Source organism: aff. Roholtiella sp. LEGE 12411 (genome assembly GCF_015206995.1).
Lineage (GTDB): Bacteria > Cyanobacteriota > Cyanobacteriia > Cyanobacteriales > Nostocaceae > Komarekiella.
In genome coordinates this window covers 1-26,859 of the sequence record NZ_JADEXR010000048.1, presented here as the reverse complement: position 1 = coordinate 26,859, position 26,859 = coordinate 1, and the positions used below count along the sequence as shown (strand labels likewise).

Below are 26,859 nucleotides of genomic sequence, written 5' to 3'. Positions count from 1 at the left end.
TAATTTGATAAATTGGCGATCGCATACTTTCTCAGGGCAGGCGATCGTCTTTTAATTTGCACGAAATGACGCTGTGCCTGCACAACGCTCTCTCAAAAAATTTAAGCGCAGCTTTTCTTAAATTGCTCCTATGCCAGTGACCAGGAGCTTCCCAAGCAGGATACACAGCGTGTCAGGCGACGTGTGTGGCTTCAGAACCAACCATCGTCCTGCTGGTAATTTTTTATTAAGCGCCAATCCATTTCCCGGCTGTGTACCCCTCACCTTCTCTGGTTGCGCCAGTGCCTCGGTTACTCATCAAGCAGTCACTTTGGATTATGCTGTCAAGGTTCAGATTGCTGAAGCACCTCTATATTTAGCTGGGAGGCTGGCGCTTGTTTCCTCCCTTATGATTACTATGTTAGTACAAGTTAGTACATTTGTCAATAAAGTTAGTACAAAACCCCAGTCCAATATATTTCCTGGTAGAATAAATCGTACTAACGGCTTGTGATAACCTAAAATAAAAGGAGATTGTCTATGGCTATTGAATCTCGTCTAACGATTCGCATTGAAGAGGAGATACGAACAGCTTTTCGGTCTAAAGTCGAAGCGCAGGGCAAAACTGTTACAGATGTACTTTTAAACTTTATTAAAGAATATGTAGAGACAGAAAATTCGGAAAATAACCACGATGTAGCCCAGATTGAGCAAAGAGTTCAAAGACTTGAGTCTCTTGTAGAGGAATGCCTGGGGGAATTAGTCGCCTGAGAGAGGAGAACACCACTCTCAGGCAATGGCGTGATCACATTATTAACACTGTTATCAAGGACAAACCCGCCGATCATTAGGTGGGTTTTGTTTTTTTATAGATCACGACGTACTAACTTGTGCTAACATAATTTCTTAGTTATGTACGAGGTTATACAGTTATGAATACCACGCCATCTTTATTTGAGTCACTAGAAAACTTTATTGACATATTTACTCTTGGACTAAGTTAAAAGCGATCGCCTCCTGCCAAGAAGAACAATCGCCCAGACTAATCTTTTAGCAAAGAAATAGTATGTCTAATTTACCAGTTTTCCAGTTACTCCTCCAAGACAATCCCAACTTATTCAGCACAGAAGGTTTATCTTCACTGCTGCAAGACTGCCTTAGACTGAGATACCCCAAACGCCACAAGTTCATTTACCCTTCACTGTTAGATAGACAAGTTTACTTAGCGCTTGCCGGACTTGGAAACGGTGATGCCGAAGACGAAGAAATCGTTCACCGCATCATGGCAGACCCCAAAGGCTGGTGTCTGGATGCTGATGATGAAGTACACGAAGGGGCAAAATTCTACGACAAAATGGGCAAGATGTTTGGTTCTAACTTTGGCGCTGACCTTTTTATCTACCACAGCATTAGAGACAACATTCAAGAGCTTCAGCAACGCCTGGGTATTTCTGGAGTGAAGACGAAAAATATTTCGGTACGCGATCGCTTGTTCTCATACCCAACGGTAGATGATCAGCTAATCACCTTGGAGAGCGATCGCATCATTCTTAAGCAAGCAGTGCCAGAAATCATTAAGTATTTTGTCAGCCTTGTTCAAATGCAACCTGCATACGAACTTTCCTTGGTGAGCGAGGACGAGCAGAAGATTCCTACTTCAGTCGCCACAGTTGAAGGTTATGCGCCAATGACATTCAGCGCAGACATTTATGCGGAATCTTGTAGCTGGGAGAAATCTGGAGATAACTGTTGGCAAGGGAAAAGCACTTTCAGGAAAGACCCTGACAAAATTCGCCTATTCCTTCATTTAGATCATAATGACCAAGAATTTATCTGTTTTGAAGCTGTTCACCCAGATAAGAACAGATTCCCCTGGTTAGTCGAGACTGCTGATTGAAACCGTATTTAAAGAACTTGGAACAAACAAAATTATGTCACAAATTGAGATAACCCAAATCCTTGAGCAGATTAGGGAAGAGATTGAAGTAGACGCGTCAGGCAAAGGCAAAGCTAGCATGAAAGCCACAGCTAGGTTGGCCCAAGTCAGCGACAAAGCTATTGGGAAAGCATTAGAAAGCGCGAACCTGGAGCCATCGAAACTAGCTCAAATTCTTATGCAGCAAGGTTTTAATGCCGCGAACCTAGACAGATGGAGAACTGAAGGTATCCCAGACATCGCAATCGGTATCATCCTTCATTACTATGCTTATGAAGCTGGTCGGTACTGCACTAAACAAGCTAAGTTAGTCTGCCAGGCATTTGGGACTATTGGTGTTCGTGCATGGATGCAGGATGCTTTAGGCTGGACAAAGACCCCACAAGAAAACCCAACGCAACAGTCAGAACAAGCTCCCACCCCTGCCCTTCCCCCAGTCGAGCAGCGATTAAAAACACTGGTGGAAGCTATGACAACTTTAGCCAAATTAACAGGGGGCAGGCTCAATCCATACATGGAACAGCAAATGACGGATTACGCCGTCAACCTGTTTGCTGACCACAATAGACAAGCGCTACAACCCAGTAAAGAATGTTGGCTGGGCGTGGTCAACTTTGCAGAAAGCGAACTGGGAAAGAAAGTCCCCCTGAGTGGCCCTCACTATCGCGTCCACCTTGGAACATGGGTTCGCACATTTTACCCGCAGTTAGGTTCACGTCAGGAAAATCGTCTGGTTAACGGTACTCAGCAGGATGTTTATGTTTATCCTTGCCATGACCCAGTTGTCGCCGCAGGGTTGACCAAAGCTGTGGAAGAGTTTTTCGCACATCCAAGCCCTAGTGCAGCGCTAAAACAGGCGGGGGCATTCAGTAGAAAATCTTTAGTTACCGCTTGAGGACATTGGTCATCGGTCATTGGTCATTGGTCATCGGACAAACAGGGCATTAGTCATCGGGCATCGGGTATGACCAAATTTCCAGACAATCGAGCAACTGTGATCGCAATAAAATGAGGAGGACTAAATATGAATAAAGAACAGTGGCTAACTCATGGACAAACACTATTTGGAAAAGACACAATGCAATGGAAATTCAAGTGTCCATCCTGCGGACACATTGCTTCTGTTGAAGACTACAAAAAAACAGGCGCTCCATCTTCTGCCGTAGGATTTTCTTGTGTGGGGCGATGGCTTCCAGTTCATAAAAAAGCTTTTGACGACAAAGATAAACGCAAGATTCCCTGCAATTATGCAGGCGGCGGATTAATCAATATTAATCCTGTAGAAGTTGATGGAAAAAAGGTTTTTGAATTTGGAGTTTAAGGCAAATGAAAGCCGTGATCACAGTAGTCGAAAAAGTCACATCTGAAGCCCACATTGATATTCCAGATGGGTTATCAGAGCCAGAAATCAGGCAGCACATTGTTGATCTTTACAACAGTGGTGAAATGCAGTTCGACATGAATATTTTTCAAGCTGATTTTGAATCAATTAGCGCCAAGATTATCAAAACTCAAAGTGAGGATGAGGCATGACAGTTATAACAAAAGTAGCAATTAATTCATTCCAAGAATTAAATGTGCTTGTAGCTCAAAGCTTGGGATGGAAAGAAACGGGATTTGAACAGGAGTGTAGCCAATTCACTCCTGGCGCACAATGGCAATATAGCGGTGATTACCATGCTGTTAAAATTCAATTATTTGCACCTGATGATAATGCTACAGACGAAGATTTTGATGCAGAATGTTGGTTTGACAATTATGGCTATGTACCTGATTTTTCTAATGACTGGTCACACACACAACTACTGTTAAAGGAATGCGATCATCGCAATATTGTAATCAATTGGGTGCGCGACAGTGAATGTATGGGTTGCTCTTTCTCTGATGAAAAAAATCCTGTACGAACTACAACATTTGTTAAGCGCGTATTTTCACACTCTATAGCATTAGTAACAGTTTTGGCTTGGTTAAAATTCCGAGGTCATGACATTGAACTAAATCTAGATAAATTGGAGAAAGAAAATGAATAAAATCCTTTTTCTCGACCTCGACGGAACCGCCCGCCAGCCTAAAAGTGGCGCAACATTTATCAATAAGCCACTAGACCAAGAAATCATTCCTGGCGTAGCAGAAGCGATCGCTCGTTATCCCAATCACGTATTAATTGGTATTACCAATCAAGGTGGTGTGGCCGCAGGGAAGAAAAGTTTAGAGGATGCGATCGCAGAACAGCAATACACGATACAGTTGTTGCCTCAACTATTAGAGATATATTTCTGTCCAGATTTTGATGGCAGACAATGTTACAAGCTGACTTGTGTCGATGGCGGCGTAACGAATGACGCCATCAATTTTGAAGAAAACGATTTAAAAAGGTGGCAAGGACAATGCCGCAAACCTAACTGCGGAATGGTTGAAATAGCAATTGCTGAAATGTCTTTAAAAGTCGATAGAAAAGAAAGTTTGTTTGTCGGCGATCGCGCTGAAGATCAAGCTTGCGCTGCTGGTGCGGGAATCCCTTTTATGTGGGCTGCTGATTGGAGGGGTGAATGCGACTAACAACACTCACCGGAAAATACCAGTGCATCGTCATCGACCCACCCTGGTTTTATAGATTGCGTTCCAATGAATAACACACTATTGTTCGACAAACAACAGCTAGAACTTCAAAACTGGACAAATGACGATTGGGAGACACCTGAGAAAATTGCACTCTTCATGGCTCAACTAGTATCAATAAGTGACGAATATATTCTCGAACCTTGTGCCGGTAGTGGGCAAATTGTCAAATATATCCTCTATCCCTACATGCGAAATATCCTTTGCATGGATATCAATGATTCTAGAGTCGAGAAAGGACGATGCAACGCTCCAGATTGCACTTGGCTCGTTAGTGATTTCTTGCATTCAGAGATAGAACCACGCACAGATCTCGACCTAGTGATCACCAATCCTCCTTTCACCAAGTGCATGGAATTTATTGATCGCTCCTTGCAGATGCTCAACTTCACTAATCCAGACGCGCGGTTGCTATTTCTAATGCCATCGGATATTTTCCAAGCCAAAAGCCGATCTAGAGCATTTAGTAAACTAAACGCGCACATTCACCATATTTACCCAATAGTGGGGCGGGTAGATTATCTAATTAACGGTGTACCAGCATCCCAAACCTATGTAGAGAAAAATGGAAAACTGGTTAGACGTTCCGGTAGACAAACTTGTGATGCTATCTGGGACATTAGACCAGGGAAGCAAGGTAGCTGCACAACTTTCATTAATTAGCTCCCGTAGCCGTTTTCTGTCTAGGTAGGTGAGGAAATAATTATGTCAACAAACATTGAGTGGACTGACCAAACTGATAATATCATTCGCGTCAAAGGAGGCGGTTGGTGGTGTCATAAAGTTTCAGAGGGGTGCAAAAATTGCTATAGCGAAAAGCTGAATCAAAATTCTTTCTTCGGTGGTAACAAGTTACCCTATTCAGGGCTTGCACCAGAATTAGAATTAGATACAGAAACTATTCGCAGGTGGGGATTTCAAAGAAAAAGTAAGAATCATTTCGTTGCTTCTATGACAGATGTTTTTGGCGAGTGGGTTCCGCGCCATTGGCAGCACGAAATGTTAGATGGAATGTTCGCAGCTCCCAAGCAAACATTTCAAATCCTCACTAAGCGTCCAGAAATTATGTTGTCCAGCATGGATGAATGGCTTTCTCGTCGTGGGCTGGATAAATTGCCCTCAAATATTTGGGTGGGAACGTCAACTGAGAATCAACAGACGGCAGACAAACGTATCCCAATTCTGTTACAAATTCCCGCAGTAGTTCGGTTTTTATCCTGTGAGCCATTGTTGGGAGAGATTGACTTAAAAATAATCCCAAACTGGGTTATCTGTGGTGGTGAGTCTGGCCCAAATTCCAGACCATGCCACATCGAATGGATTAATTCAATTGTCCAACAATGTCAACAATCAAACACTAAAGTATTCGTCAAACAGTTGGGGGCAAATGCGAAATTTGGGGGACAGCAATTTCAAACCCGCGATAAGAAGGGTGGGGATATTGAGGAGTTTCCTGAACAACTAAGAATCAGAGAATTTCCGCTGTTAGTAAACGAGTAAAAGCAAATCTCTGCGCCACACTGTAAACGCACAGTTAGCAGAAATGCTTAACAGTTTTAAGACTTCTGCTCACTATGCTCTTGAACAGCTTGTTGCACCGTTTCAATATCTAACTCCAAGGCCTCGGCTATTTGTTCTACGCTCAATCCTACTTTCAACAACCGAGGTACTGTTCCTAACTTTGTTTCTAATTCAGTCTCTTCCTTGACTTCTTGATAAAACCGAGTTTGTTGCCACTGTGTTAATCCAAACATTGCCTCTAGTTCCTGCCGGCTCTTATCTGCAAACTTGTACACTAACATCCTTTCTACTAATTCTAGAAGGTTTCTCCGGCTTGGCTCAGGAGTTTGTTGCACCTGAGTAATTAAGTTTTTTGCCTTTGTTACTGCTTCACCCTCGGCAGCAACAACTAATTTAACAATTCCCAGCCCAATGGAGTCAGACGATGTATCAGCTAACTCATCTAAATACACAATTTGAATTTGACCGAGTGCCAGGGAAGTCTGATAAGCCGAAGGGACACCAGGATCAAAACCGCGTTTGCCCCAAAGCACCACAGCTTGCCATGATTTTTGAGGTCTGTACTGATTCAGGTATAAAAATGCCTCTGTTACTAACCGCCAGTACATATCATCATCCCGCTGAAACTGCACTTCCACAAAATAAATTGGATCTTGTGGAAATTCAGCTTTGGGCAGGAATAACCCATCTAAGCGGCGGGAAAGCTCTTTGATTTCTACGGAAGTGAACTGATAATGTGTCGCAACCGCAGCTTCTTGCTCCAACAATTCAAACAGAATACTGGGGAGATTTTGAAACAAGGTGTAAAAGATTGTATCTGTCTTCATTATCGGTTGCAACGCTCGTAATTCAGCGCTCTTAGGTAGGACAGATGACTAGATAGATAGATAGATAGATAGATAAAGCCTTAACTATCTTTGCCCATTTCTTCTGCTGGAAACCACTCCAATAGCTCTCCTGGTTGAATCCTATAGGTTTCGCACAGAGCTTCCAGAATCTTGGAGGAAGGAATGTAAGTAGAATCTGCCGCCAATTTATACCCCGTTGTATCAGAAATTTTGGCATCTTGAATCATTCGATAAGCTGACAGCCCTCGACTCTCTAAAAATTGCTTGATTTTGTTTCGCATTGGCATAACCTCAATACTACTATGACTATTATACCCCAAATATTATTGCTGCAATTATCGCGATACTATAAATAATATGGTAGTATGGAATCTAGAGAAAGCACTCCTGCTGTCAATCTAAAATACTTCCATCAAATAAGTGTCTGATACCAAACTTGGATGCTGTCACGCAAGCAATATTGGCTCGAACAACAGGCAGTGGACTTACTGCTTACAAAATAAATCTCTTTGTGGAGAGACTTTAATTTATGAGTTTAAACAATCTTTTGAATAGTTATTTTCTTTGACAAGAAGTTTTTTGGATTAGCACAGGAGAAACAATAGCTTATGAGTAAGGTAGTAGCGGGAAAATCTCCCAGAGGGCATTATACTCAAATTTCTAACGCACTCATTCGTAATTCTGAAATTGATGATAGTACATTCAGACTTATTTGCTGGATGACATCACATGATGAAGGCTTTGAAGTCAATTTCACTAATATTCAAATTTCTCTAGGTTACGGTCGAGATAAGTTAAGAAAAATTCTTAAAAATGCCGAGATTCATAATCACCTAATCAGGCGGAAAATTCGCACTTCATCGGGCCTATTTGATTTTGAATATCACGTTTTCAAAGACACCGAAGATGCGATCGCGTACTCGCGTGCCGAAGGTATCGCTTTCCGTGAATCCTTACCCCAAGCAGAATTAACCAGTGACTTGTTTTCAGGGGGTGGTTCAACCAGGGGTGGATTATCCGGAGGTGGTTCAACCAGAGGTGGTCAATCAACCCCTGTATATATAGAAGAACAATATAAAGAAAACCAAAAAGAAGAAGAAAAAAAGAGAGAAGAAGACTCCCCTACCCCTCAAGCCGAATCAATCGCTGTGGAGTCAGAAGATTTTTTCAAACCCGAACCACTAGTACTAAAACCCGAACCGCTGACATTAAGACCAGAAACACAAAATCCAAAACCACAACAACTCACTTTGCTGACAACACAATCAGAGTCTTCGCATCAAAAAGACAACCCCTCAAGTAGATCAACAGTTCCGGGGTTGTTCGATAATCATGAACAAGCGAACAAGTCAACTCGAAGTGAAAAAAGAGTTACCGATGAGCAAATATGCTGTTTATTCCTGGAAGCTTATAACGCCAATAAGCCCTCTAATTTCACCGAGCATCGTCAAATTAATGCAGAGCACATAAAGAAGATTAAACACCTCGTCAAGGACTTTCCAGACATCGCTATTGAAATGTTTGCTGATGCCTTGGTATGGGTGAGAGAACAAGAGGATGGTTGGTGGCGACAAAAGCAATTTTCCCTGAGCAACTTGATGACCAATGGCAAAATCCTTGATTACGCCGATAAACATGCCACTGCCATGAAGTATGACGCCAAGTATCGTGCTCGTGTAGAAGGAAAAGCGCCCTCGATGGACAAAGGACGATTCAGTGTGATTGATGACAACGGTAATGAAAGTACTGGAGCTACGGCGGACATCGCCAGACTTTACGCAACAGACCCAATGTTCAGAATGTTAATGGACGCAGGAAAATGAACAAGATTGTTAAGAGTGAAAGTAACGCATTGTCCCCTGAAAATGAGCCAGGCTTCGCACCCCATAGATCAATCACGGAGCTTAATGACTTCCCCAAAAAGCCTGGCTCATTTTCTAACGTGGAAGACCCTCGTAACGCCGATAGCCCTTTTGATCAAATTAAGCGAATTGATGTTTCAGGTAGTGAGTACTGGTTAGCAACAGAATTGTTAACGCTTTTGGGGTATCAGACGTGGAAAAGAATTAAAGACACAGTTGAAAGAGCAAAAGTCAGTGCTTTAAATTCTGGCTTAGATCCATCTCACCATCTGGTCGATGTCGTCCAAATGGCGCAAATTGGCACGTCTCAGGCATTTAGAGAAGTGCTGTCAGACTACAAACTATCACGACATGCATGTTATCTAGTCTCCATGAATGGCGATCCACGCAAACCGGAAGTAGCCACAGCGCAAAACTACTTTGCTGTTAAAACCCGCCAAGCAGAGTTAGCCCCGCAAAACTTAGAACTACTTGCTCAACTCTTAGAGAAACTTCAACAGCAGAACACAGTAATTGAAGAACAAGGCAAGGCGATCGCCGAATTACAAACCCAAGTCCAAGCCCTCCTGCCTCCTGAGAGTGATTTTATACCGCCAGAATGGGATGCCGAAATATGGCGATCGCTGCCTTCTCAAGATAAACGACACTTTAGGTTTTTGTACCGTCGCCGTAACTTTAGACCATCTGCACAAAAAGAAACATCTTCTTCACTGAGCACTCCCACCATCGAGCAGATACGAGAAAAGCAACGGGCTAAAGTTGAACAGTTGGTTGGGCAAGTTCCGTCCCAAGAGAAACGAGACTTTCAACTAGCCAAACAAGAAATATTGAGACAATTTTGGGCACAAAGCCCGGACAAAGACGTGCGTCATGAAGGTCATTTTTTAGGGGACAATGCGTCATGATTGAAAAGAATATTTTTGACTATGGTATGAATCTGTTGGATTCTCATTTCAACAAGAAATTGGACGACACGGTTAAAGGAATTTGGTTTGAGTATTTAAACGACGAACTGATGGGTGAAGAATTTCTTGCTGCTGTCAAAAATGCTTTGCTACATTCTCGTTTTATGCCTACGGCTGGTGAATTAGTCGAATTTATTTATGGAGGTAAAGAGAAGAGAGCTTTGCAAGATTGGCAAGTAATTCTTAGGGCCTCTACTAATAGTCAAGACTATAAAGGAATTGCTTACATTTCAACTCGCGCTCGTGTTGCCCTACAAGCAGTTGGTGGATTACGTGCCGTGGGAATGGCAGAAGAATTTCGCCGCAATCACATGGAAAAACAATTTATCACTGTCTACTGCCAGTGTTCTGACAAAGATGCTAAAGCTCTGCCACAAACATCAAGCGCCCCACAGCCAGAACCTATAAATGAGAATTCGGAACCTGTACCTCCACCAGCACATATTCGTTTTGAAATGGCAGCTTTAAAAGCAAAACTTTCAACAAATAAATCCAAATCACCATCGCATCTAGCAATTAAGCATGAAATATAACGAGGGACAGATATGAAAGGATTAATTTTAATTGATTTACCTAGCACGATTGAAGAGGATTATTTTTTCCGCAAGGGAGAAATTGTAGAAGCAGGATATCACATTTGTTTGGCAAATCAATCAAAGATTTACCTAGAAGTTTAGGGACGGAACCATCTGAGGAAGAATAAGCTTATTTTCCGGAGAAACTAACTAATGTATACAATAATTCGCCAATCAATCAGAAAAGTTAGAAAGCCTCATTGTTGTTGGGGTTGCGCTCAAAAATTCCCCCCTGGCACACAAATGGAGTATTCATTTGGTATTTGGGATGGTGAAATTACCGACTGCTATTGTTGTTTAGATTGCAGCAGATTTGTAGATGCCATATATAAACACACCAAACTTTACTCTGATTTTTGCGAGGGGATTGAATCAGGAGATATCGGAGATTTTAAGAAAAGTCCTCGTTACTACGGAATCCCTGAAATTGTGTTTACTGAAGTTGGATTGCCATACCCATCATTAGACGATACAAACGAGGAATCTGCTGCATGACTACCACAACCATCAAAGCCATCAGTCTGCATCAGCCCTGGGCTTCCCTCATCCCAATGAGACTAAAGAAATACGAAACTCGTTCCTGGGCTACAAACTACAGAGGCCCACTGTTGATTTGTGCTGCAAAAAAGACCAGCGCACAGCAACAACAGATTTACGCCAACATTTTCTACAAGTATCAAATTCAACTAGCCGAAACTGACAACTGGCTCGAATGGGATGATTTGCCTAAAGGTTGTGCAGTGGTTCTGGTTGATTTGACCGACTGCATACGCATGACCCCAACGTTTATTGATCAACAGCCCCAGACTGAACTTGATACTGGAGATTGGACTGTTGGTAGATTTGCCTGGAAATTTAAGAAGATCAGGCGAATCATGCCCCCGATTCAGATCATTGGCAGACAGGGGCTATTCAATGCTCTTGTGGAACTACCAGAAGAAAAACTGGAGGCGAACGCATGAAATCAGTACTCTCGCTTTTCTCTGGCATCGGCGGACTATGCCATCACGGTATTGCTTGTGCTGATTTATCCCACAAGTTCCAGGTTCAGCGATTTGTCGAAATATCTCCCTACTCCCAATCACCACTGCGTTATGAACAGCCAGACATCCCAATTCATTCAGACATCCAAAGCTACCACTGCCGCTCTTGGCAATTCGACATTATTTGTGGAGGACTGCCTTGCCAGGGTACAAGCAACGCCGGAAATCGACTTGGACTACTCGACCACAGATCAGGACTTTGGGCAGAACAATTCCGAATTATTGGTCAATGTAGACCCGCGATCGCTCTCATCGAAAACCCCACAGGTTTACTCCATCGCGGACTTGCCCAGATTATCCAAGACCTTGACCAAATCGGGTACGTGGGGGAATGGAGTTGTATCTCTGCACAGTCCGTCGGACTCCCACATCAAAGAGAACGAATCTTTATTATTGCCCACTCCAATGGCCTATTCCACAGTCAACAGCCGACCCCCTGGTCAAACCAAATTAGAAATCAGATTGCGCTCATTAGGGAGTCTCATGAAGACAGAAGCTATAAATCCGGCGTTCTTGCGGTGGCTGATGGGGTTTCCGTTGGAGTAGCCAAAGGCATCAAAGGCAATTACGATGCCCGTCGTGCTTATGGGTTGAGTTGTTCACCACGGCAAGCAGCTGTTGCATGGAAGCGAATTGATTATTTGTTCAATCTATTGTCAAATCAGGAGGCAATTGTATGACCCAACTTATCCATACCCTAGAAGAATGCTGGTATCTTTCACCACCGTGGGGCAAAGAAATCCCGCCTCTGGCTGTTGGGCTATTGGAAAGAGTTTACCTCACCACCACCAAATCCTTCGGCTACTGCTGCGGGGTAGAATGGTTGCAGCAAGAATGGAACTACGCTGTTGCCCTTAATGATGAAGTGGTTTATACCTCAGCATCACAACTTATTGGTACGGGCCAACTGCAAGCGAACATAGACAAGCCTGTATTCACGTTGGGCGAAAGAGTAGTGTTTCGTTGCAATCGAGATTTCAGCAAACTTCGTATTGTCCAAGGCATCCACAAAATAGACGATTTTTGGGCTTACACCGTGGAATGGGCCTCTCCCGAATTGTGCGAGTGTGATGGGAAATTGATTGCATCAGGCGATCGCCGAGCTTGGGTGATTGATACCGATTTGGTGAGGGTTTCTATATGAGACAATTAGGGCTTTTTGATACCAACATCATGCCTCGCACCGAAGCCTTTGAAATTACCAAGAATAACCTCAAATCCCTTTTGAGTACTGGTATTTATACTAAAATTGCTTGCGCCTATTCGGGAGGCAAAGATAGTACTACCGTTTTGACCTTACTCGCACATCTGGTAGAAACAAAACAGATTCCTCTGTTGCCGCAAGATGTACATATCTTGTTTGCTGACACCCGCTTGGAGTTACCACCACTGTACATCAATGCAATGAAGTTGTTGGGGCTACTGCGCGATCGCTGTTTCAATACTCAAGTTGTGCAAGCTTCCTTGGATGATCGCTACTTGGTCTACATTCTTGGCCGTGGCGTACCCCCTCCATCCAACACTTTTCGTTGGTGTACCAGTAAAATTAAAATTATCCCCATGATGAAGGCGCTGGACACTTTGCGTACTGATTTAGCTCCACACGAAAAGCTCTTAATGTTGACTGGTGTTCGTGTTGGCGAGTCTGCTGCTCGTGATCAACGCATTAGCACCAGCTGCTCCAAATCAAAAGCCGAATGTGGACAGGGATGGCTGCAAAACGAAACCGCACCGCAAACCGATACTTATGCACCTATTTTACCGAAAAATTGGGTCTAAAGCCCCGTCGTTCTACGACGGCTTTTTCATAATTATTGCTCATATTCATCATATAATTACGCTAGATGTAAAGGCGTAACCATGCTTGTATTTGAGGCAAAACTTAAGGGTAGTAATGAGCAATACGAAAAGCTTGATGAAGCAATTCGGACTGCTCGTTTTATCCGTAATTCTTGTCTTCGCTACTGGATGGATAACAAGGGAATTGGAAAGTATGAGTTGAGCGCCTATTGCGCTGTTCTGGCACATGATTTCCCTTTTGCTAATAGTCTCAACTCGATGGCTCGTCAAGCCAGTGCTGAACGGGCTTGGTCGGCAATTACTCGGTTCTATGACAACTGCAAGAAGAATGTAACCAAGAAGGGTTTCCCACGCTTTAAGAAGCATCAAACACATGGTTCTGTGGAATACAAAACTACAGGCTATAAGCTTTCGGATGACAAGCAAATTATCACCTTTACCGATGGTTTTAAAGCAGGAAGTTTCCGGTTGTGGGGAACCCGTGATTTGCACTTCTACCAGTTGAATCAAATTAAGCGAGTTCGGGTTGTCCGCCGCGCTGATGGGTATTATGCTCAGTTTTGCCTTGATGTTGAACGAGTTGAGAAACGAGAGCCAACGGGTAAGACTACTGGGTTGGATGTTGGTCTGGCTCATTTCTACACCGATTCTGATGGTCAAACCGTTGAGAATCCCCGACACCTGCTCCAAAGCGAGAAGTCTTTGAAACGGTTGCAACGCCGAATGTCTAAGACTAAAAAGGGTTCTAAGAATAGAATCAAGCGACGAAATCGCTTGAGCAGAAAACACCTCAAAGTAAGTAGGCAGCGTAAAGATTTTGCTGTGAAATTGGCAAGATGCGTTATCCAGTCTAACGACTTGGTTGCTTATGAGGATTTGATGGTGCGGAACATGGTTAAGAATAGAAAACTGTCCAAGTCTATAAGTGACGCGGCATGGTCGGCTTTCCGTGATTGGTTGGAGTATTTCGGCAAAGTGTTTGGCGTGGTGACGATTGCTGTTCCACCTCACTACACTAGCCAGAACTGCTCTAACTGTGGGGAAGTCGTCAAGAAGTCTTTGAGTACAAGAACTCATAAATGCCACCATTGTGGGTTTGTATTAGATAGAGACTGGAACGCCGCTCGGAACATACTTGAGCTTGGACTTCGTACCGTGGGGCACACGGGAACGCTTAACGCCTCTGGAGACATCGACCTCTGCTTAAGTGGGGAAACTCCTTTAAGTAAGCCGAGTCGTGGAAAGAGGAAGCCCAAGAAGTAATTCTTGGAATCACCGCACCTTCAGGTCGGTGAGGATGTCAACGTTGTCACGCTTTAAGTAATACCAAGACACAGTAACAGGAAATTTTAGACCACTTAAATAAACATGTTGCCTTTGTTGATGTAAATGTCGTAAAACTCTACCATCAGCTAACTTGCGACTAATAGCTACACCCCTATTTCCAACGCTACCGAATGTGTTTCTTAGGAGAAGACGGTTGCTATTGATTTTTTATTGTTTGTGAGAAATCCGGGGTTATCCATGCACCATTGTTATGTTGATATTGGATAGTATTTTGCTGGTTGTTGAACCTTGCATTTAATGTTCCATCGGCAAGTTGTACCCACGTAAGAATATCCAGTTCAGTCATCAATTGGATAAAGAAGCTTTGAACTTGTTGTGACTGGTTTCCTTGCCAAAAATCTATTCTTCCTAAACACGCTCTCAAATTAACTGCATTTCTCATAATATTGGTCACTTGACCCAAGACGTTAGACGCTGGGTCAAAAACAGGCGTTCCATCATTGCTAAATATCGATAGATGAACACCTGTAACGCGGTTAACACTTGGTCTTTGACCAATTATTGCAATACAGCTTGTCATGGCTCCAAAATTAATGATTTCAGCCTCTCCCCAGTATCGTTCGCCTACTGCTAGAGGGCTATTGCCTGTGACTTGTTGAATTTTATATGGCATCGCTTTGTTGTACCTTTTGTATGAGTAGCAATTATCAGGCTATTAATTTTAGGAAAAATCTAAGTCTTGAGACAGATATGTGTCAACGAAAGTTAACCTAAATACGAATTACGAATTAGTAATTACGAATTGGAGCGAAGCGACTTGACGCCACTTGCTATAAGCCGGGAGACCTGTCCAACGCAGTGGCTCAACTTTTCAAGACAGACATCGCTTGCTATACAAAAGCTCTAGAATTCAGAAATGGCAAATGTTTTCGGAGAGTGACAGAAAAGGGATAGACTTCAGAATCGTCAGCGTGGCAGCAGAACCCAAATCACCTTGGTGGTCACTTTAAACGAATTCATCCAGTCGCTAAAGATACTGCCAAGCGCGAGAACCGGAGATGGGAATTTCTTCTGATCGCAGGATGCGATTGTACCAGTTAGTCCTAGTCCATAGGTTCCACCGCCTTCGGCCTTGATTTGACAAGTATTGTCTTTACTCCATTGCTGATACAGCCAGCCATTGCCGTCAGTGCCGAATTCCACGGTAATGCCGGGGTTCTTCGCGGTGAGGTATGAGCTAGCATAAGGAAAACTGGGCGCGATACCCAGGAATGTTTTTTGGTTCCATTTTAAAGTCTTGTAGCTGTTTTCAAGCAGATGCTGCGCTTCCGGAATCATCATACTCCTATACCAGTAGGCAGCATTTTCTGCGGTCTTGTCATACGTGACCAGTCCCTTTCTAATCAGCTTCATCTGATTAACCGTGGTGTTTTTCGCATCTAGGACAAGATAGCCCTTGTCGACCAGTTCGACCAGCTTTTCCAAGTTGTTTCTTTCCAATGTCTTAATAATTTCCTCTTTCGACATCTCTACTGCACTGGCAGATCCGGCTGAAAATAAAATCATCAAGACCAGCGAGAATACAAGCAAGTATTTTCTAAACATTAGACTTATCCGAAAATGGTAAATGTATACGGTAAAGAAATTTCAGTGATTATAAGGGAATGTGCGATCGCTAGATTAGGTAAGCTAATCTGCTTTTAAGTTGCATAATCCTTTGCCTCGAAAAGACGCGGAGACGCACAGAAATAGAGACGCGAGGATGCAATTTGAATGATTAAGCGTACATACTTTACAATCCTTAAATCAAAAGTAGGCGATCTCTCGCAGTAAGACCGAAAAATTTACGCAACTATTTCATGAATTTGTCAAAAGCTACCTATAGATTTCATCAGCAATAATTGACGAAATTCGGGTAAATTAGCTCGTTTGAATTGATTTATTCAGTATTGTTTTTCACATGACTATTTATTTATCACCTTTTCTAGTCCGTGTAAACTTCTTTACCCAATCTTAAATACATTGCTTTTTGTAATATCTTATACGTCATGCGATAAACATCATATTAACTTTATCTTTTGCACAGATATATTTTGTTTGCTTATTGAAAATTTGACATCTTCTGAAACTTTGTTTGTTTCTTGATGAAAGCGCATTATTTTCTTGTCAAAAATGCAACTTATTTTTGTGACAGTGATGATTGTGTGATATAGATTTGTACTGAATAATACATAAATTAATTTTATATTAAAGCTAAAAATATCTCTGCACAAGTAAAAATCAGGTTTATACAAGCTTAATATAATGCTGCTAAACGATCGCGTTGTTCATCCTCAGTCAACTCAGGAACTACAACAGCAGATACATCAATGGTTACTGAAGCTGGATCTTCTGGGTTTACTGGTCGCGCTGAATTACTGGATGCGGCAGAGTTGGCTTTGTTACGCTTACGGGGTGGTGGTTTACTCATGATTCCACCCTTTCAATTTACAAGTTGCGTACCTACTCAAAGAGATTTGGGATGTTTCTTGCTCCATGAATTACTCTGACGATTTCTATCCCTTGCTCAATGAGTCGATAAAATATTAAATAATTACTTACTGGGAAACTGCGGACAAGCGGTACAATATCTATGCGCTCTCTGCCCATACCAGGATTAGCCAAAAGTTCATCAAATTTCCCTGTAATTTTGTCAATAAGGGTATCTGCTGCACTTTCATTATTTTGGGAGATGTAAAGCCAGATATCAATTAGGTCGGTCTTTGCTTGATCAGTAACTCGTAACTGCTTCATTTTTGAGTGCTTGTGTTCTGGTTCTTTTGCCGCCGCCGTCCAGTCGCCTTAATTTCGTCAGCCAGTTGATTTGACGAGGCGTAAGTAGTAAATTCTCCTTGGGATATTTGATCTATTCCTAGTTGAACCTCACGACGCAACTCTTCAAGTCTGAGTTTGCGTATGTCTTCTCGTTCCTTAAGTAGTCTTAACCCCTCGCGGATTATCTCACTCTGCGATTGATAAAGTCCACTAGCAATGAGTTCAGCGACGAACTTATCAAATGTTTCACCTAGATGTACGTTCATAAGCAATAAGCGAGAAACTGTTTTCTCTACAGATCTACTGTCAATCCTAACAATTATTGTCATTTTTTGTTAGTTACTTGAGATTCAAAATCCTCGATCTGGATCTACAATGGCTAGACCCTGCTGACTGTCCTCAACCATCTGCTTTATGCCAAATCAACCTGCACCAGAAATCGAGCTGCTGCACGCAGCTTACGCCGCCTTCAACGCGCGAGACATTGATGCCGCCTTTACCTTTATGACTCCCGACGTGGCTTGGCCCAGAGCGATTTAACACTTAGACTGGTCAATTAGGCTCTTTCAAGCCCCCACTATATCGGTACTCCGATTAGTGGTGGGTAGTTGACTGGGAGTTCTTGTCTTTTGAATCATCTCTTGGATTGTTTGGGTTTCGCCAATTTCATAAAGACTAATCAAACTATTCTCAATAGTAAAGATTTGCTGAATTGTTGCATCCGCGAGCAAATTGCCTTGCAAATCTCTGACGATTTGATGAACGGTAACGACATTTCGATTGTTTTCATCCGTCTCGAATTTTAAGGTTTCAAGCTGCACTTGAATAACCTTATATTGATTAGTCCAGTATTCGCGCACCGCGTCGCGTCCATAAACGAAACCGCCTTCCACCCCGTTCGCCCATTTCACGTCCGGGTGCATCACCGAGATGATTGTTTCAATCTCGCCTTTATTGAAGGCTTCGTATAAATTTTGCAGAAACTGCTGATTTGAACTCATAATTGTTCACCATCCAATACGAATTTGACATACTCACTGACCTAAAGGTGCGGTGATTCTTGACGGATCACAGCAACTAGCTACCGAAGTAGTCTTATGGTCGCTCCCCGTCCGTTTAAGGTCGTGCCGATGCCCCATGCCGACCATTTCTATATTTTTGGAAGCATTATCATCTCTGTCGTGTTCAGTGTTGCAGTTTAAGTCTATTTGCAGGGAAGAAATTATCACGCTTGAAGGGCAGTTTATTCATTGTAACTTCTTTTTACAACCAGGCTGTTTGCCCATACCTAAAACCCACATTCCGCACCTATAACTGTCATACCACAAAGAAACGGATATATTTAGTACATAAGAACTAATGATTGAAAAAATTGACTAGAATCTATCAGAGCTAAATAGGAATTATAATTAACAGCTAGCAGCTCAAATTCTATGGGTTCTAGTTGTATTTCTAGCTAGTTGCGACACGGAACCAACGCTCTAACAGTGAGGTGCTGAAACCTACGACGTATATAGGTTGTTTCCGGATGCGTAGGCGTAGCCCAACCTAGGCATCGCAACTAAAAAATCAGATTTTGTTGAGAATATAGAAGTGTAATTGAGAACTAAACCCCGATCTCACTATGAGCGCGTTGCTCCCAAGCGATCGCCCTTTGTGAAAACCTTACCCCTGTTGAGGCAGAATCTACTATTATGACCCCCCAACAATGGGAACGGTTACGGGAATATGAGCCGCACTTAGAGTTAGTGGCGGCGTAATTACACAAGGGCGATCGCACTTCATAATTGTTCTGTTTGTGGGACACGAGTTAAAAAATCGTTGTCTACTCGTACCCATAAATGCCATAAGTGCAAAACAGTCATGCACCGTGACCACAATGCAGCTAGACAAATACTGGCGAAAGGACTTAAAAGTACCGTAGGGCATACGGAATCTAAAGCTTGTGGACAGAACAACCTCTATCTAGGTGGGGAAACTCCTCTAGACAAGTTGACTGGGTGAAGCAAGAATCCCACGCGCTTCTAGCCGTGGGAGTGTCAACAACACCAATTTATCTACTGGAGTTTCTGCCCCAATTAGAAAATCAAGTTGTTTTGACTGAAATTATTAGCATTAAAGTTGTTAAGTGTGACTAGGGTGCTAAAATTTGCGCTGACATCAACACCATCAGTGTCGATTTGCATAAGAGTATTTGACCCGGATTTTATACCTCTGATGTAACCGTCACCAATCGGATTTGCACCTGTGTAGTTCAAGCTAGTCAATAGATTTTGCACTACTAGGACATCATCCGTGCTGCTAAAGTCGTTAATGGTATCAACCCCTTCACCCAAACTAGCAAAGACAAATCGATCATTGCCAGTGCCACCGGTTAAGCGATCGCTACCAGTACCGCCAACAAGTATATCATTACCAGCACCACCAGTAAGGGTGTCATTGCCATTACCACCATCAAGGGTATCATCCCCAGTACCACCATTGAGGTTGTCATTGTCATCGCCGCCAAATAAGTTATTATTGGCACTGTTACCAGTAATGGTATTTTTCAAGGCATTACCACTACCGTTAATCGCATCGCTACCTATAAGGATGAGATTTTCTAAGTTGTCGCCTAATGTCCAACTAACGCTAGCACGGACGGTATCAGTTCCCTCATTTGCCAGTTCTGTAATTTGGTCGCTGCTGTTATCGACATAGTAGGTATCGTTGCCAACACCGCCAATCATTGTGTCATTGCCAACACCGCCATCTAAGGAATCGTTCCCTGCGCCACCATCAAGAGTGTCGTTCCCGGCATTCCCTTTGAGGGTATCATTTTCATCACCGCCAAACAGGTTGTTATCAGCAACGTTTCCAGTGATGCTGTTTTTCAAATTATTCCCAGTACCATTAATCGCATCAGTACCTGTGAGAATTAGGTTTTCTAAATTATCGCCCAGTATCCAGGTAACACTGGTACGGACGGTATCAGTTCCCTCATTTGCCAGTTCTGTAATTTGGTCGCTGCTGTTATCGACATAGTAGGTATCGTTGCCAACACCGCCAATCATTGTGTCATTGCCAACACCGCCATCTAAGGAATCATTACCTGCGCCACCATCAAGAGTGTCATTCCCAGCATTACCTTTGAGGGTATCATTTTCATCACCGCCAAACAGGTTGTTATCAGCAATGTTTCCAGTGATGCTGTTTTTCAAATTATTCCCAGTACCATTAATCGCATCAGTACCTGTGAGAATTAGGTTCTCTAAATTATCGCCCAGTATCCAGGTAACACTGGTACGGACGGTATCAGTTCCCTCATTCGCCAGTTCTGTAATTTGGTCGCTGCTGCTATCGACATAGTAAATATCGTTGCCAACACCACCAATCATTGTGTCATTGCCAACACCGCCATCTAAGGAATCATTACCTGTGCCACCATCAAGGATGTCGTTTCCGGCTAAACCAAACAAGGTGTCATTGCCGCCTAAGCCTTGGATGTTGTCATTATTGGGTGTACCAGTCAGGGTATTGTTGGCTGCCGTCCCGACAATATTATTAATGAGATTGGTAATATTCAGTGCAAATGTATCGCTGATGCTGGCGTTACTGCTGTCGGCGGCTCTGATTGTAATGTTGAGTGTACCTGCATTGGCGTTGGTTGGTGTGCCGCTAAAGGTACGGGTAGTTGGGTTAAAGGTCAGCCAAGTTGGTAATACATTACCATTTTCTAATGTTGCGGTGTAGGTGAGTGTGTCGCCTACATCAATGTCGTTGAATGTATTGGCAGGAATGGTCAAATTAAAGGCTGTATCTTGTGTGGCTCTGACATCAGCGATCGCCACACCCAAAATAGGTGCATCATTAGTATTGGCGACTGTTATGGTGAAGATATCATCGACATTTGAGGCTGAGTTATCAGTTGCAGTAACTTTAATGCTCAGTGCAGCCACATCGTTATTCGCAGGAGTACCGCTAAATGTGCGAGTTGCGGCATCAAAGGTTAGCCAAGTTGGTAATGCGTCGCCGTTCTGTAATGTTGCGGTGTAAGTAAGGCTATCACCTGCATCACTGTCCGAGAATGTGTTTTCTGGAATAGCGAAGGTAAAGGCGGTATCTTCTGTGGCAGTTTGGTCTGCGATCGCCACACCCAAAATCGGTGTATCGTTGACTGGATTAACGGTAATGTTGAAAGTGGTGTTAGAAACCGCACCTCCTGCACCATCGGCAACGGTAAAGCTGAAACTGTCGTTAGTGGTTTCACTGCCATTGTGGGTATAATTTAGTAGGTTAATATCGATGTCTGCTTGGGTGAAGGTATCGTTAATTGCTAACGCCAAATTGTTGCGTAAAAGTGTGCCGTTATCTGGTATGTCCGTTAAGGTGTAAGTAACTTGGGTGGTGCTATTGTCAACATCTGTGACTTGCAGTTGCGTATTGGCGATCGCACCTGTAGCTTGTTCATTGAGGGTTAAACCCTGATTCAGCGCCAGGACAGGGGGAACATTAGCACCAAGAATTTGGATGGTGGCTTGAGCAGTGCTAGGAACGGCTTGACTATTGCCTGCGTTGTCACGGGCGACACTGTAGAAGGCGTAAGTGTGACCGGGTTCGCCTATGTAGCTGGCTTCGGTGAGGGTGGTGTTTTCTAGCCAGGGAGTGAAGGGGCTACCGTTGTCGGAGACGTAGATGGTGTAGTTGGCTAGGGCTGAACCGTTGGTGTCATCGCTACCTGACCAATTTACTAGAAATTCTGCGGTTTCTGTGGTGGCTGGTAGTGCATTAATTGTACTGCTGGGTGTCCCTGCGTCGATGGTGTTGAAGATGGGCGGTGTGTCAATGGGTTCTTCGGTGTTAAAGACAATTCGCGCCTCAGCGTCAATTACTGCTCCTGTTTGCACATCTCGACGGGTGCGGATGCTGTAGTTGACAAAGCCATCACCAGCACCATCTTCATTGTTGGGGGGTAGGAAACCTGCTAGGGCATCTTCTGGGATTTCTCCGGTTTCTGGGTCGATGGTGGTAATTGTCCAGAAGGCTTCACCAGTGGTGATATCGATACCTGCGCTGACATCTACATAGTAGCCTTTGGTGGCAGTGAGGTCTAGGCGATCGTTGTAGAAGGCGCGGTTGTCGGGTACGTCAAAGAAGAGGTCGCCCCAGCCGAAATCGCCGACGCGGTAGGTGCGGAAGTCGAGGTCGGGGTCTAGTTGTTGAGTGATGACGACTTGTTGGGCGGGTGCTGTGGCGGTAGCTTGGTTTTCAAAGCGGATGGTGTAGGGGAGGGTGGAGGAGGCTGTTATCCATTTTTCTTCGCCAAAGCCGGCGGGGCCGATGATGTCGTTCGGGTCAATGGCGCGGATAATTCTTGAAAATGCGCTTCCTATAATTCCTCCAAAACCACCAGCAGCAAAACCATCTTTCACCCAATCAGGAACTCTATCAATGAACCGTTTCCATTTGTTATTCAATGGATTGTTATCTTTCCAAGGTTTTGGGAAAAAGTGATGACGATCTGGATCGTTTAGAGCATGTCTCTGTGGTGAACGAAAATTGCCCATAACTTTTCCAAGTTGGCTCTTTTTCTCATCAACTAGTGCTTCGGGAATGAACCATTTTTTTTGGTCGTTGATAGTTTTTCCGCTTCGACTCAGTTCAGCCCCATACTTTCTGGCAATTGCATGAGACCATTCTTGACCAGCTTCTTTTACTAGTCCACGTCCTACACCACCAGCAAGACCACCACTAACTGCGCCAAAGGCTGCACCCCAAGCAGCAGATTCGCCAACACTTCCCCAATCAAACTTATCCTGTACTCCAGCAGCTATTGAAACTCCCTGAATGGCAGCATCAGTGACTGCTCCACTTACTGCTCCACTTCCTGCACCGATAGCTGCTGCGATCAAGAAGGGTACAAAGAAAAAATTTCCTGATGCATCAATATAACTATTCGGGTTATTGATGCTGTAGCGATAGAAATTAGTATCTCCTCCACCAATTCCGAAAGGATCAGGACTTGTAAACTTGCCTGTTGACGGATCATAAAATCTCGCCCGCATAAAATCAAGACCATTGCCTTCACGGATCACACCCCATTGACCCACATATTCAAAGGGATTAGCAACTGTCTCAACTTTAGTTAAATCCTCACCAAAAGGTAAATAACTGTACTGATTGAGATAATCGCCATCTCCACCCGTCAACCCAACAATAGACCCAATCGCATCCGCATCATAATAACTTGCTGCATTCGTCCCATCAACACGACTGACTAAACCTAAACCATGCGTATAACGAGCAATGATATTTTCATTACCACCATACTCACCAACTACATCCCCCAAACCAGTTGGATCAAGTAAATATTCAGTCCGTTGACCATTAAGAATACTCGCAATCCGATTTCCTAAAGCATCATATTCATAACTCCAATTTCCTTCAGGCGTTACCGCACCAATCAGCCGATTTTCACTGTCATAACTGTAAGTCCAAGTATTAGCGCCTTGAGTCTTAGTAATCAGATTGCCATCAGTATCATAAGTGAAAGTTGCTGCTCCGACACTGGTGTATTGGTTGAGATTGTTAGTATTGTAACCAGTTTCTACACCGCTATCTTTAACCTGAATTCTGTTACCAGCACCATCATATTGATATTCAATAATCCGCCCATTATGTAAATTAACTAAAGTCAATTGCCCAATGGAATCATACCCATAAGTTGTTGTTCCTTCTAACGTAGTCATACTGGTACGACGACCAGCATTGTCATAAGTATAATCAAAACGCGAGTTTACTATGCCATCAGATTCATAGTTAGCCAGAATTAACAGTTGTCCGACTAAATCATAGCTGTAGGTTGTATAAGTTCCATTGCCATTATCTTCACGGCTAAGACGACCTACATTATCGTAGGTATAAGTAATAATATTCGCTCCCGTTCCGTCCGTGAGACTCTTTAACTTTCCTAAAGTGTCATAGTTATAGTTGGTAGTAAAACCATCTTGATCCACCATCTGCGATCTACGACCAGCACTGTCATAAGTAAACTCTAGGAAACGGTCAGCACCATAACTTACTTTACTAATACGGTCTACACTGTCGTAAGTGTAAGTAACGGAACTATCAGAATCAGTCGCAGATAAAAGATTTCCTCGACTGTCATAGGTATAGGTGGCTGATGTGCCATCGGCAAAATCTTTACGGGTTAATAATCCTTCAGAATTGTAGGTGTAGCTAATGTTTTGATTGCGACGATTAACACCAACAGTTACATTCCCAGTAGCATCATAGCTAAATGTTTCTTTGCTGCCATCTGCATAAGATATCTGTTCTAGATTGCCCTGATTATCATAACTGTAATTCAGAGGATTACCGCGTTGATCTCGAACAGTTGCAAGTTGATTAAAGTTCGTTTCGTAAGAATATTTAATCTGCTGTCCAAGGGAATTAACAGAGGAAATAATATTGCCTAGATTATCGTAAGTGAAAGTTGAGACAGTATTATCAGCAGCAGTTAACTTAGTTAGATTCCCATTACTATCATATTGATATTGGGTAATCCGTTTGAGCGGGTCTTCAATTCTTCCTAGAGTTCCCCGGTCATTATATAACAGCTTACTCACCGCGCCAGAAGCATCAGTAACTGTAACTCCTCCAGATGAGTCATAGCTGTAGGTGATAGGTTCAGCGTTTCCGTCTAAACTTTGTTTAATGAGTCTTCCTTGATTGTCATATTCATAAAAAAGACCCGTATTATCAGAGAACCTAACCGATTTTATGGCGTGTTGGCTAGCACTAGTTGAGTTAGTTTCGTAGGTGTAATTGGTTGTTCCTTCAGGAGTTGTAATACCGAGTAAATACTCCCCGGTTATGTCATATTCATAGGTAGTCGTCCAATTATCTTGGTCTGTGGTTTGAGTAACTAGACCTTGGTCATTATAAGAAAAGGCAAGATAATTACCATCAGAATGTACTAAGCGGGTAAGCTTACCATCTGTATAATTGGCTGTAACTCGATTTTGATTCGTGTCCTCAATATAATCAAATTTGCCATCTAAGCGAAAAGCAATTAAGGTTCCATCGTCTTCTTGTAACCGATAAACACCACCATCTTGAGTTAAGGTTGCATTATCCCCAGATTGACCTTGATAACTGCCATCAATTTGCTTAGTAAATAATCTCGGAGAAGTTCCGAATAACAGGGTAACATCTCCATTAGTATCTGGAGTAACTTTAATATCCCAATCATTAACTCCACCGCGTCCAAAAGTTCCAGTGATGAAGCGTTCATCAATTGAATCGTCTTGTTTACTTCCGGCTAAAGAATTACTAACTTGTAGTAATTCAAAGCCTAATAACCGGATAGCATCATTGGTGTATTCTCCCAGTTGGCTTAAATGGTTAGCATTATCAGCTAAGATTTCCTGATAAGTACCAGCTTCATTACCAACAGAAGTAATAAAGTTTTCCCAAATTGCATCCCAAGCATCATTGGAAATGTTATTTGGTCGCGCTTGATTTTTTAAACTATCCCAATCAATTGTTTGGTCTTGTGAAGCTTGGGATACCGAAAAACTAACACTTCCATCATTAACAGTTGGGTTAAAGACCAGTGAAAAGCTACCACTTTCTCCTGGTGCAAGAATACCTGCTGGCCCTTCCGAATCAATCCCCAGAAACTGTAAGGTAGACCCTACTGACTCCGTTTGTTCTGGCAATCTTAAATTTGCATTTTCAGCCACCAAGGTCAGCAAAGGTGCAACAATATCCGTGTCCCCTGTATTGGCATAATTAACAGTAACAATTCCGCCTTGTCCAGGACGTAAGGCGCTGGGTGCATCGACACTAACTATTAAATTCCCAATTGCCCTATTGGTGACAGTGAAAGCATCATCTAAAGTTGCTGTTTGCGTACCATTTTCAACTTTGACATCATACAATCCCGTTGTCAGTCCCTGTAAGTCAAATGTCGCCCATAATTCTGTGCTATCCTTCCACCAAACACGGCTAGCAGTGCGCCCAGTTCCATCATTAGCAACTAAACTAATGACATCATCTGTGCTAAATTTCGAGCCAGAAATTGTAATGGTTGTCTGACCTAAATTACTACCCCGCTTTGTGCCAATATCCAGAATCTCAAAATCGAGAACATCAGCTTCAATGGTGTAGTCCGCAGGTGTCCCACCCACACTAGCACCATAAGCCAGAATATAGTATGTACCGCTGCGTGTCGCAGGTACTAAAATATCTTGGTCAGCAGCTAATACATCTGAGAAGCCAAAGTCAAAATTTCCGCGACTCGGCATATCGCCGTAACGAATGTACAACTCATTCGCCGCCGTAGTCGAAGCACTATCAAACTTCACCCGCAGTGTCTCACCCGCAGCCACATCAACTTTGTAATAAACCGCTTGTCCTTGTGCCAAACTGCCAGTATCCGCAGTTCCCAAATCTAATCGTTCCGCATCAGCATTAAATTGGTCTAGAGAAGCACTGAGGTTATTACTTTCATTCGACTCAGGAATTTGATTGCGAATATCGCTCTTGACGATCGCATAATAATCACCAGGAAGTACACCAGGCAATGCTGCACTTAGAGTTTCACTATAACTACCACCAATAGCCA

General features: G+C 43.1%; 32 protein-coding genes. 21 read left to right on the top strand and 11 right to left on the bottom strand.

Features of this window, described 5'->3' with window-relative positions; all coding sequences use genetic code 11:
* The first annotated feature begins 169 nt into the window (after positions 1-169).
* From IQ246_RS13210 to IQ246_RS13165, 10 genes are all read left to right on the top strand, one after another.
* Positions 170-493, top strand: coding sequence for a hypothetical protein (locus IQ246_RS13210; protein WP_194003705.1), 324 nt, complete (start codon positions 170-172; stop codon positions 491-493).
* Between the two features lie 26 nt (positions 494-519).
* Complete coding sequence (locus IQ246_RS13205) at positions 520-750, top strand: hypothetical protein (protein WP_194003703.1); 231 nt, start codon at positions 520-522, stop codon at positions 748-750.
* Positions 751-1,045: 295 nt separating this feature from the next.
* Positions 1,046-1,876 (top strand): hypothetical protein, encoded by an 831-nt coding sequence (locus tag IQ246_RS13200; protein ID WP_194003701.1) that lies wholly within the window; start codon positions 1,046-1,048, stop codon positions 1,874-1,876.
* Between the two features lie 34 nt (positions 1,877-1,910).
* On the top strand, positions 1,911-2,810 hold the full coding sequence (locus tag IQ246_RS13195; RefSeq protein WP_194003699.1) for a hypothetical protein: 900 nt from the start codon (positions 1,911-1,913) through the stop codon (positions 2,808-2,810).
* A 129-nt stretch (positions 2,811-2,939) separates the two neighbouring features.
* A complete protein-coding gene (locus tag IQ246_RS13190; protein WP_194003697.1) occupies positions 2,940-3,236 on the top strand; it encodes a VVA0879 family protein in 297 nt (98 codons plus the stop codon).
* A 5-nt stretch (positions 3,237-3,241) separates the two neighbouring features.
* Positions 3,242-3,448: a hypothetical protein gene (locus IQ246_RS13185; RefSeq protein WP_194003695.1), complete on the top strand. Its 207-nt coding sequence runs from the start codon at positions 3,242-3,244 to the stop codon at positions 3,446-3,448.
* Positions 3,445-3,945 carry a hypothetical protein gene (locus IQ246_RS13180; protein ID WP_194003693.1) on the top strand — a complete coding sequence of 167 codons (501 nt, stop codon included), beginning with the start codon at positions 3,445-3,447 and terminating at the stop codon, positions 3,943-3,945. The genes IQ246_RS13185 and IQ246_RS13180 overlap by 4 nt, the downstream gene beginning before the upstream one ends.
* Positions 3,938-4,474 carry an HAD hydrolase-like protein gene (locus tag IQ246_RS13175; RefSeq protein ID WP_194003691.1) on the top strand — a complete coding sequence of 179 codons (537 nt, stop codon included), beginning with the start codon at positions 3,938-3,940 and terminating at the stop codon, positions 4,472-4,474. The genes IQ246_RS13180 and IQ246_RS13175 overlap by 8 nt, the downstream gene beginning before the upstream one ends.
* A gap of 66 nt (positions 4,475-4,540) precedes the next feature.
* A complete protein-coding gene (locus tag IQ246_RS13170) occupies positions 4,541-5,197 on the top strand; it encodes a hypothetical protein (RefSeq protein WP_194003689.1) in 657 nt (218 codons plus the stop codon).
* A gap of 42 nt (positions 5,198-5,239) precedes the next feature.
* Positions 5,240-6,034 (top strand): DUF5131 family protein, encoded by a 795-nt coding sequence (locus IQ246_RS13165; protein WP_194003687.1) that lies wholly within the window; start codon positions 5,240-5,242, stop codon positions 6,032-6,034.
* 56 nt (positions 6,035-6,090) lie between these two features.
* Here the strand turns inward: IQ246_RS13165 and IQ246_RS13160 are convergent, their stop codons facing one another.
* Together IQ246_RS13160 and IQ246_RS13155 are read right to left on the bottom strand one after the other, a co-directional pair.
* A complete protein-coding gene (locus tag IQ246_RS13160; protein ID WP_194003685.1) occupies positions 6,091-6,882 on the bottom strand; it encodes an Rpn family recombination-promoting nuclease/putative transposase in 792 nt (263 codons plus the stop codon).
* A gap of 80 nt (positions 6,883-6,962) precedes the next feature.
* Positions 6,963-7,184, bottom strand: a complete 222-nt coding sequence (locus IQ246_RS13155) for a helix-turn-helix transcriptional regulator (protein WP_244142018.1) — start codon at positions 7,182-7,184, stop codon at positions 6,963-6,965.
* A 327-nt stretch (positions 7,185-7,511) separates the two neighbouring features.
* Between IQ246_RS13155 and IQ246_RS13150 the strand changes: the two genes are divergently transcribed.
* The 10 genes from IQ246_RS13150 to IQ246_RS13110 all read left to right on the top strand — a co-directional run bounded on the left by IQ246_RS13150 (position 7,512) and on the right by IQ246_RS13110 (position 14,411).
* On the top strand, positions 7,512-8,726 hold the full coding sequence (locus IQ246_RS13150) for a hypothetical protein (RefSeq protein ID WP_194003681.1): 1,215 nt from the start codon (positions 7,512-7,514) through the stop codon (positions 8,724-8,726).
* The gene (locus IQ246_RS13145) at positions 8,723-9,670 is read left to right on the top strand and encodes a BRO family protein (RefSeq protein WP_208492148.1); all 948 of its coding nucleotides are present in this window, start codon (positions 8,723-8,725) and stop codon (positions 9,668-9,670) included. Before IQ246_RS13150 ends, IQ246_RS13145 begins: the two co-directional genes overlap by 4 nt.
* Entirely contained in the window at positions 9,667-10,263 is a 597-nt protein-coding gene (locus IQ246_RS13140; RefSeq protein ID WP_194003679.1) for a hypothetical protein, read from the top strand. Before IQ246_RS13145 ends, IQ246_RS13140 begins: the two co-directional genes overlap by 4 nt.
* A gap of 12 nt (positions 10,264-10,275) precedes the next feature.
* On the top strand, positions 10,276-10,407 hold the full coding sequence (locus IQ246_RS30875) for a hypothetical protein (RefSeq protein ID WP_255515540.1): 132 nt from the start codon (positions 10,276-10,278) through the stop codon (positions 10,405-10,407).
* Positions 10,408-10,458: 51 nt separating this feature from the next.
* The gene (locus IQ246_RS13135) at positions 10,459-10,800 is read left to right on the top strand and encodes a hypothetical protein (protein WP_194003677.1); all 342 of its coding nucleotides are present in this window, start codon (positions 10,459-10,461) and stop codon (positions 10,798-10,800) included.
* Positions 10,797-11,267, top strand: a complete 471-nt coding sequence (locus IQ246_RS13130; RefSeq protein WP_194003675.1) for an ASCH domain-containing protein — start codon at positions 10,797-10,799, stop codon at positions 11,265-11,267. The genes IQ246_RS13135 and IQ246_RS13130 overlap by 4 nt, the downstream gene beginning before the upstream one ends.
* Positions 11,264-12,028, top strand: a complete 765-nt coding sequence (locus IQ246_RS13125; RefSeq protein ID WP_194003673.1) for a DNA cytosine methyltransferase — start codon at positions 11,264-11,266, stop codon at positions 12,026-12,028. Before IQ246_RS13130 ends, IQ246_RS13125 begins: the two co-directional genes overlap by 4 nt.
* Positions 12,025-12,492, top strand: coding sequence for a DUF1392 family protein (locus tag IQ246_RS13120; RefSeq protein WP_194003671.1), 468 nt, complete (start codon positions 12,025-12,027; stop codon positions 12,490-12,492). Before IQ246_RS13125 ends, IQ246_RS13120 begins: the two co-directional genes overlap by 4 nt.
* Positions 12,489-13,127, top strand: a complete 639-nt coding sequence (locus IQ246_RS13115) for a phosphoadenosine phosphosulfate reductase family protein (RefSeq protein WP_194003669.1) — start codon at positions 12,489-12,491, stop codon at positions 13,125-13,127. The genes IQ246_RS13120 and IQ246_RS13115 overlap by 4 nt, the downstream gene beginning before the upstream one ends.
* 81 nt (positions 13,128-13,208) lie before the next feature.
* Complete coding sequence (locus tag IQ246_RS13110; RefSeq protein WP_194003667.1) at positions 13,209-14,411, top strand: RNA-guided endonuclease TnpB family protein; 1,203 nt, start codon at positions 13,209-13,211, stop codon at positions 14,409-14,411.
* A 220-nt stretch (positions 14,412-14,631) separates the two neighbouring features.
* Here the strand turns inward: IQ246_RS13110 and IQ246_RS13105 are convergent, their stop codons facing one another.
* The 8 genes from IQ246_RS13105 to IQ246_RS13070 form a co-directional block, all read right to left on the bottom strand.
* Entirely contained in the window at positions 14,632-15,108 is a 477-nt protein-coding gene (locus tag IQ246_RS13105; protein WP_194003665.1) for a hypothetical protein, read from the bottom strand.
* A gap of 293 nt (positions 15,109-15,401) precedes the next feature.
* A complete protein-coding gene (locus tag IQ246_RS13100; RefSeq protein WP_194003663.1) occupies positions 15,402-16,040 on the bottom strand; it encodes a hypothetical protein in 639 nt (212 codons plus the stop codon).
* Between the two features lie 691 nt (positions 16,041-16,731).
* Positions 16,732-16,905, bottom strand: coding sequence for a hypothetical protein (locus IQ246_RS13095; protein ID WP_194003756.1), 174 nt, complete (start codon positions 16,903-16,905; stop codon positions 16,732-16,734).
* Positions 16,906-16,937: 32 nt separating this feature from the next.
* Positions 16,938-17,228, bottom strand: a complete 291-nt coding sequence (locus tag IQ246_RS13090) for a type II toxin-antitoxin system RelE/ParE family toxin (protein ID WP_194003661.1) — start codon at positions 17,226-17,228, stop codon at positions 16,938-16,940.
* Positions 17,225-17,515: a type II toxin-antitoxin system ParD family antitoxin gene (locus IQ246_RS13085; RefSeq protein WP_194003659.1), complete on the bottom strand. Its 291-nt coding sequence runs from the start codon at positions 17,513-17,515 to the stop codon at positions 17,225-17,227. Before IQ246_RS13085 ends, IQ246_RS13090 begins: the two co-directional genes overlap by 4 nt.
* A 300-nt stretch (positions 17,516-17,815) precedes the next feature.
* Positions 17,816-18,250 carry a nuclear transport factor 2 family protein gene (locus IQ246_RS13080; RefSeq protein WP_194003657.1) on the bottom strand — a complete coding sequence of 145 codons (435 nt, stop codon included), beginning with the start codon at positions 18,248-18,250 and terminating at the stop codon, positions 17,816-17,818.
* Between the two features lie 33 nt (positions 18,251-18,283).
* On the bottom strand, positions 18,284-18,478 hold the full coding sequence (locus tag IQ246_RS13075) for a hypothetical protein (protein WP_244142017.1): 195 nt from the start codon (positions 18,476-18,478) through the stop codon (positions 18,284-18,286).
* 377 nt (positions 18,479-18,855) lie between these two features.
* Positions 18,856-19,056, bottom strand: a complete 201-nt coding sequence (locus IQ246_RS13070) for a hypothetical protein (protein ID WP_194003655.1) — start codon at positions 19,054-19,056, stop codon at positions 18,856-18,858.
* A gap of 14 nt (positions 19,057-19,070) precedes the next feature.
* Here IQ246_RS13070 and IQ246_RS13065 point away from each other — a divergent pair, with 14 nt between their 5' ends.
* Positions 19,071-19,253 carry a zinc ribbon domain-containing protein gene (locus IQ246_RS13065; RefSeq protein ID WP_370588491.1) on the top strand — a complete coding sequence of 61 codons (183 nt, stop codon included), beginning with the start codon at positions 19,071-19,073 and terminating at the stop codon, positions 19,251-19,253.
* A 74-nt stretch (positions 19,254-19,327) separates the two neighbouring features.
* Here the strand turns inward: IQ246_RS13065 and IQ246_RS13060 are convergent, their stop codons facing one another.
* On the bottom strand, positions 19,328-26,818 hold the full coding sequence (locus tag IQ246_RS13060) for a putative Ig domain-containing protein (RefSeq protein ID WP_208492147.1): 7,491 nt from the start codon (positions 26,816-26,818) through the stop codon (positions 19,328-19,330).
* Between the last annotated feature and the right edge of the window lie 41 nt (positions 26,819-26,859).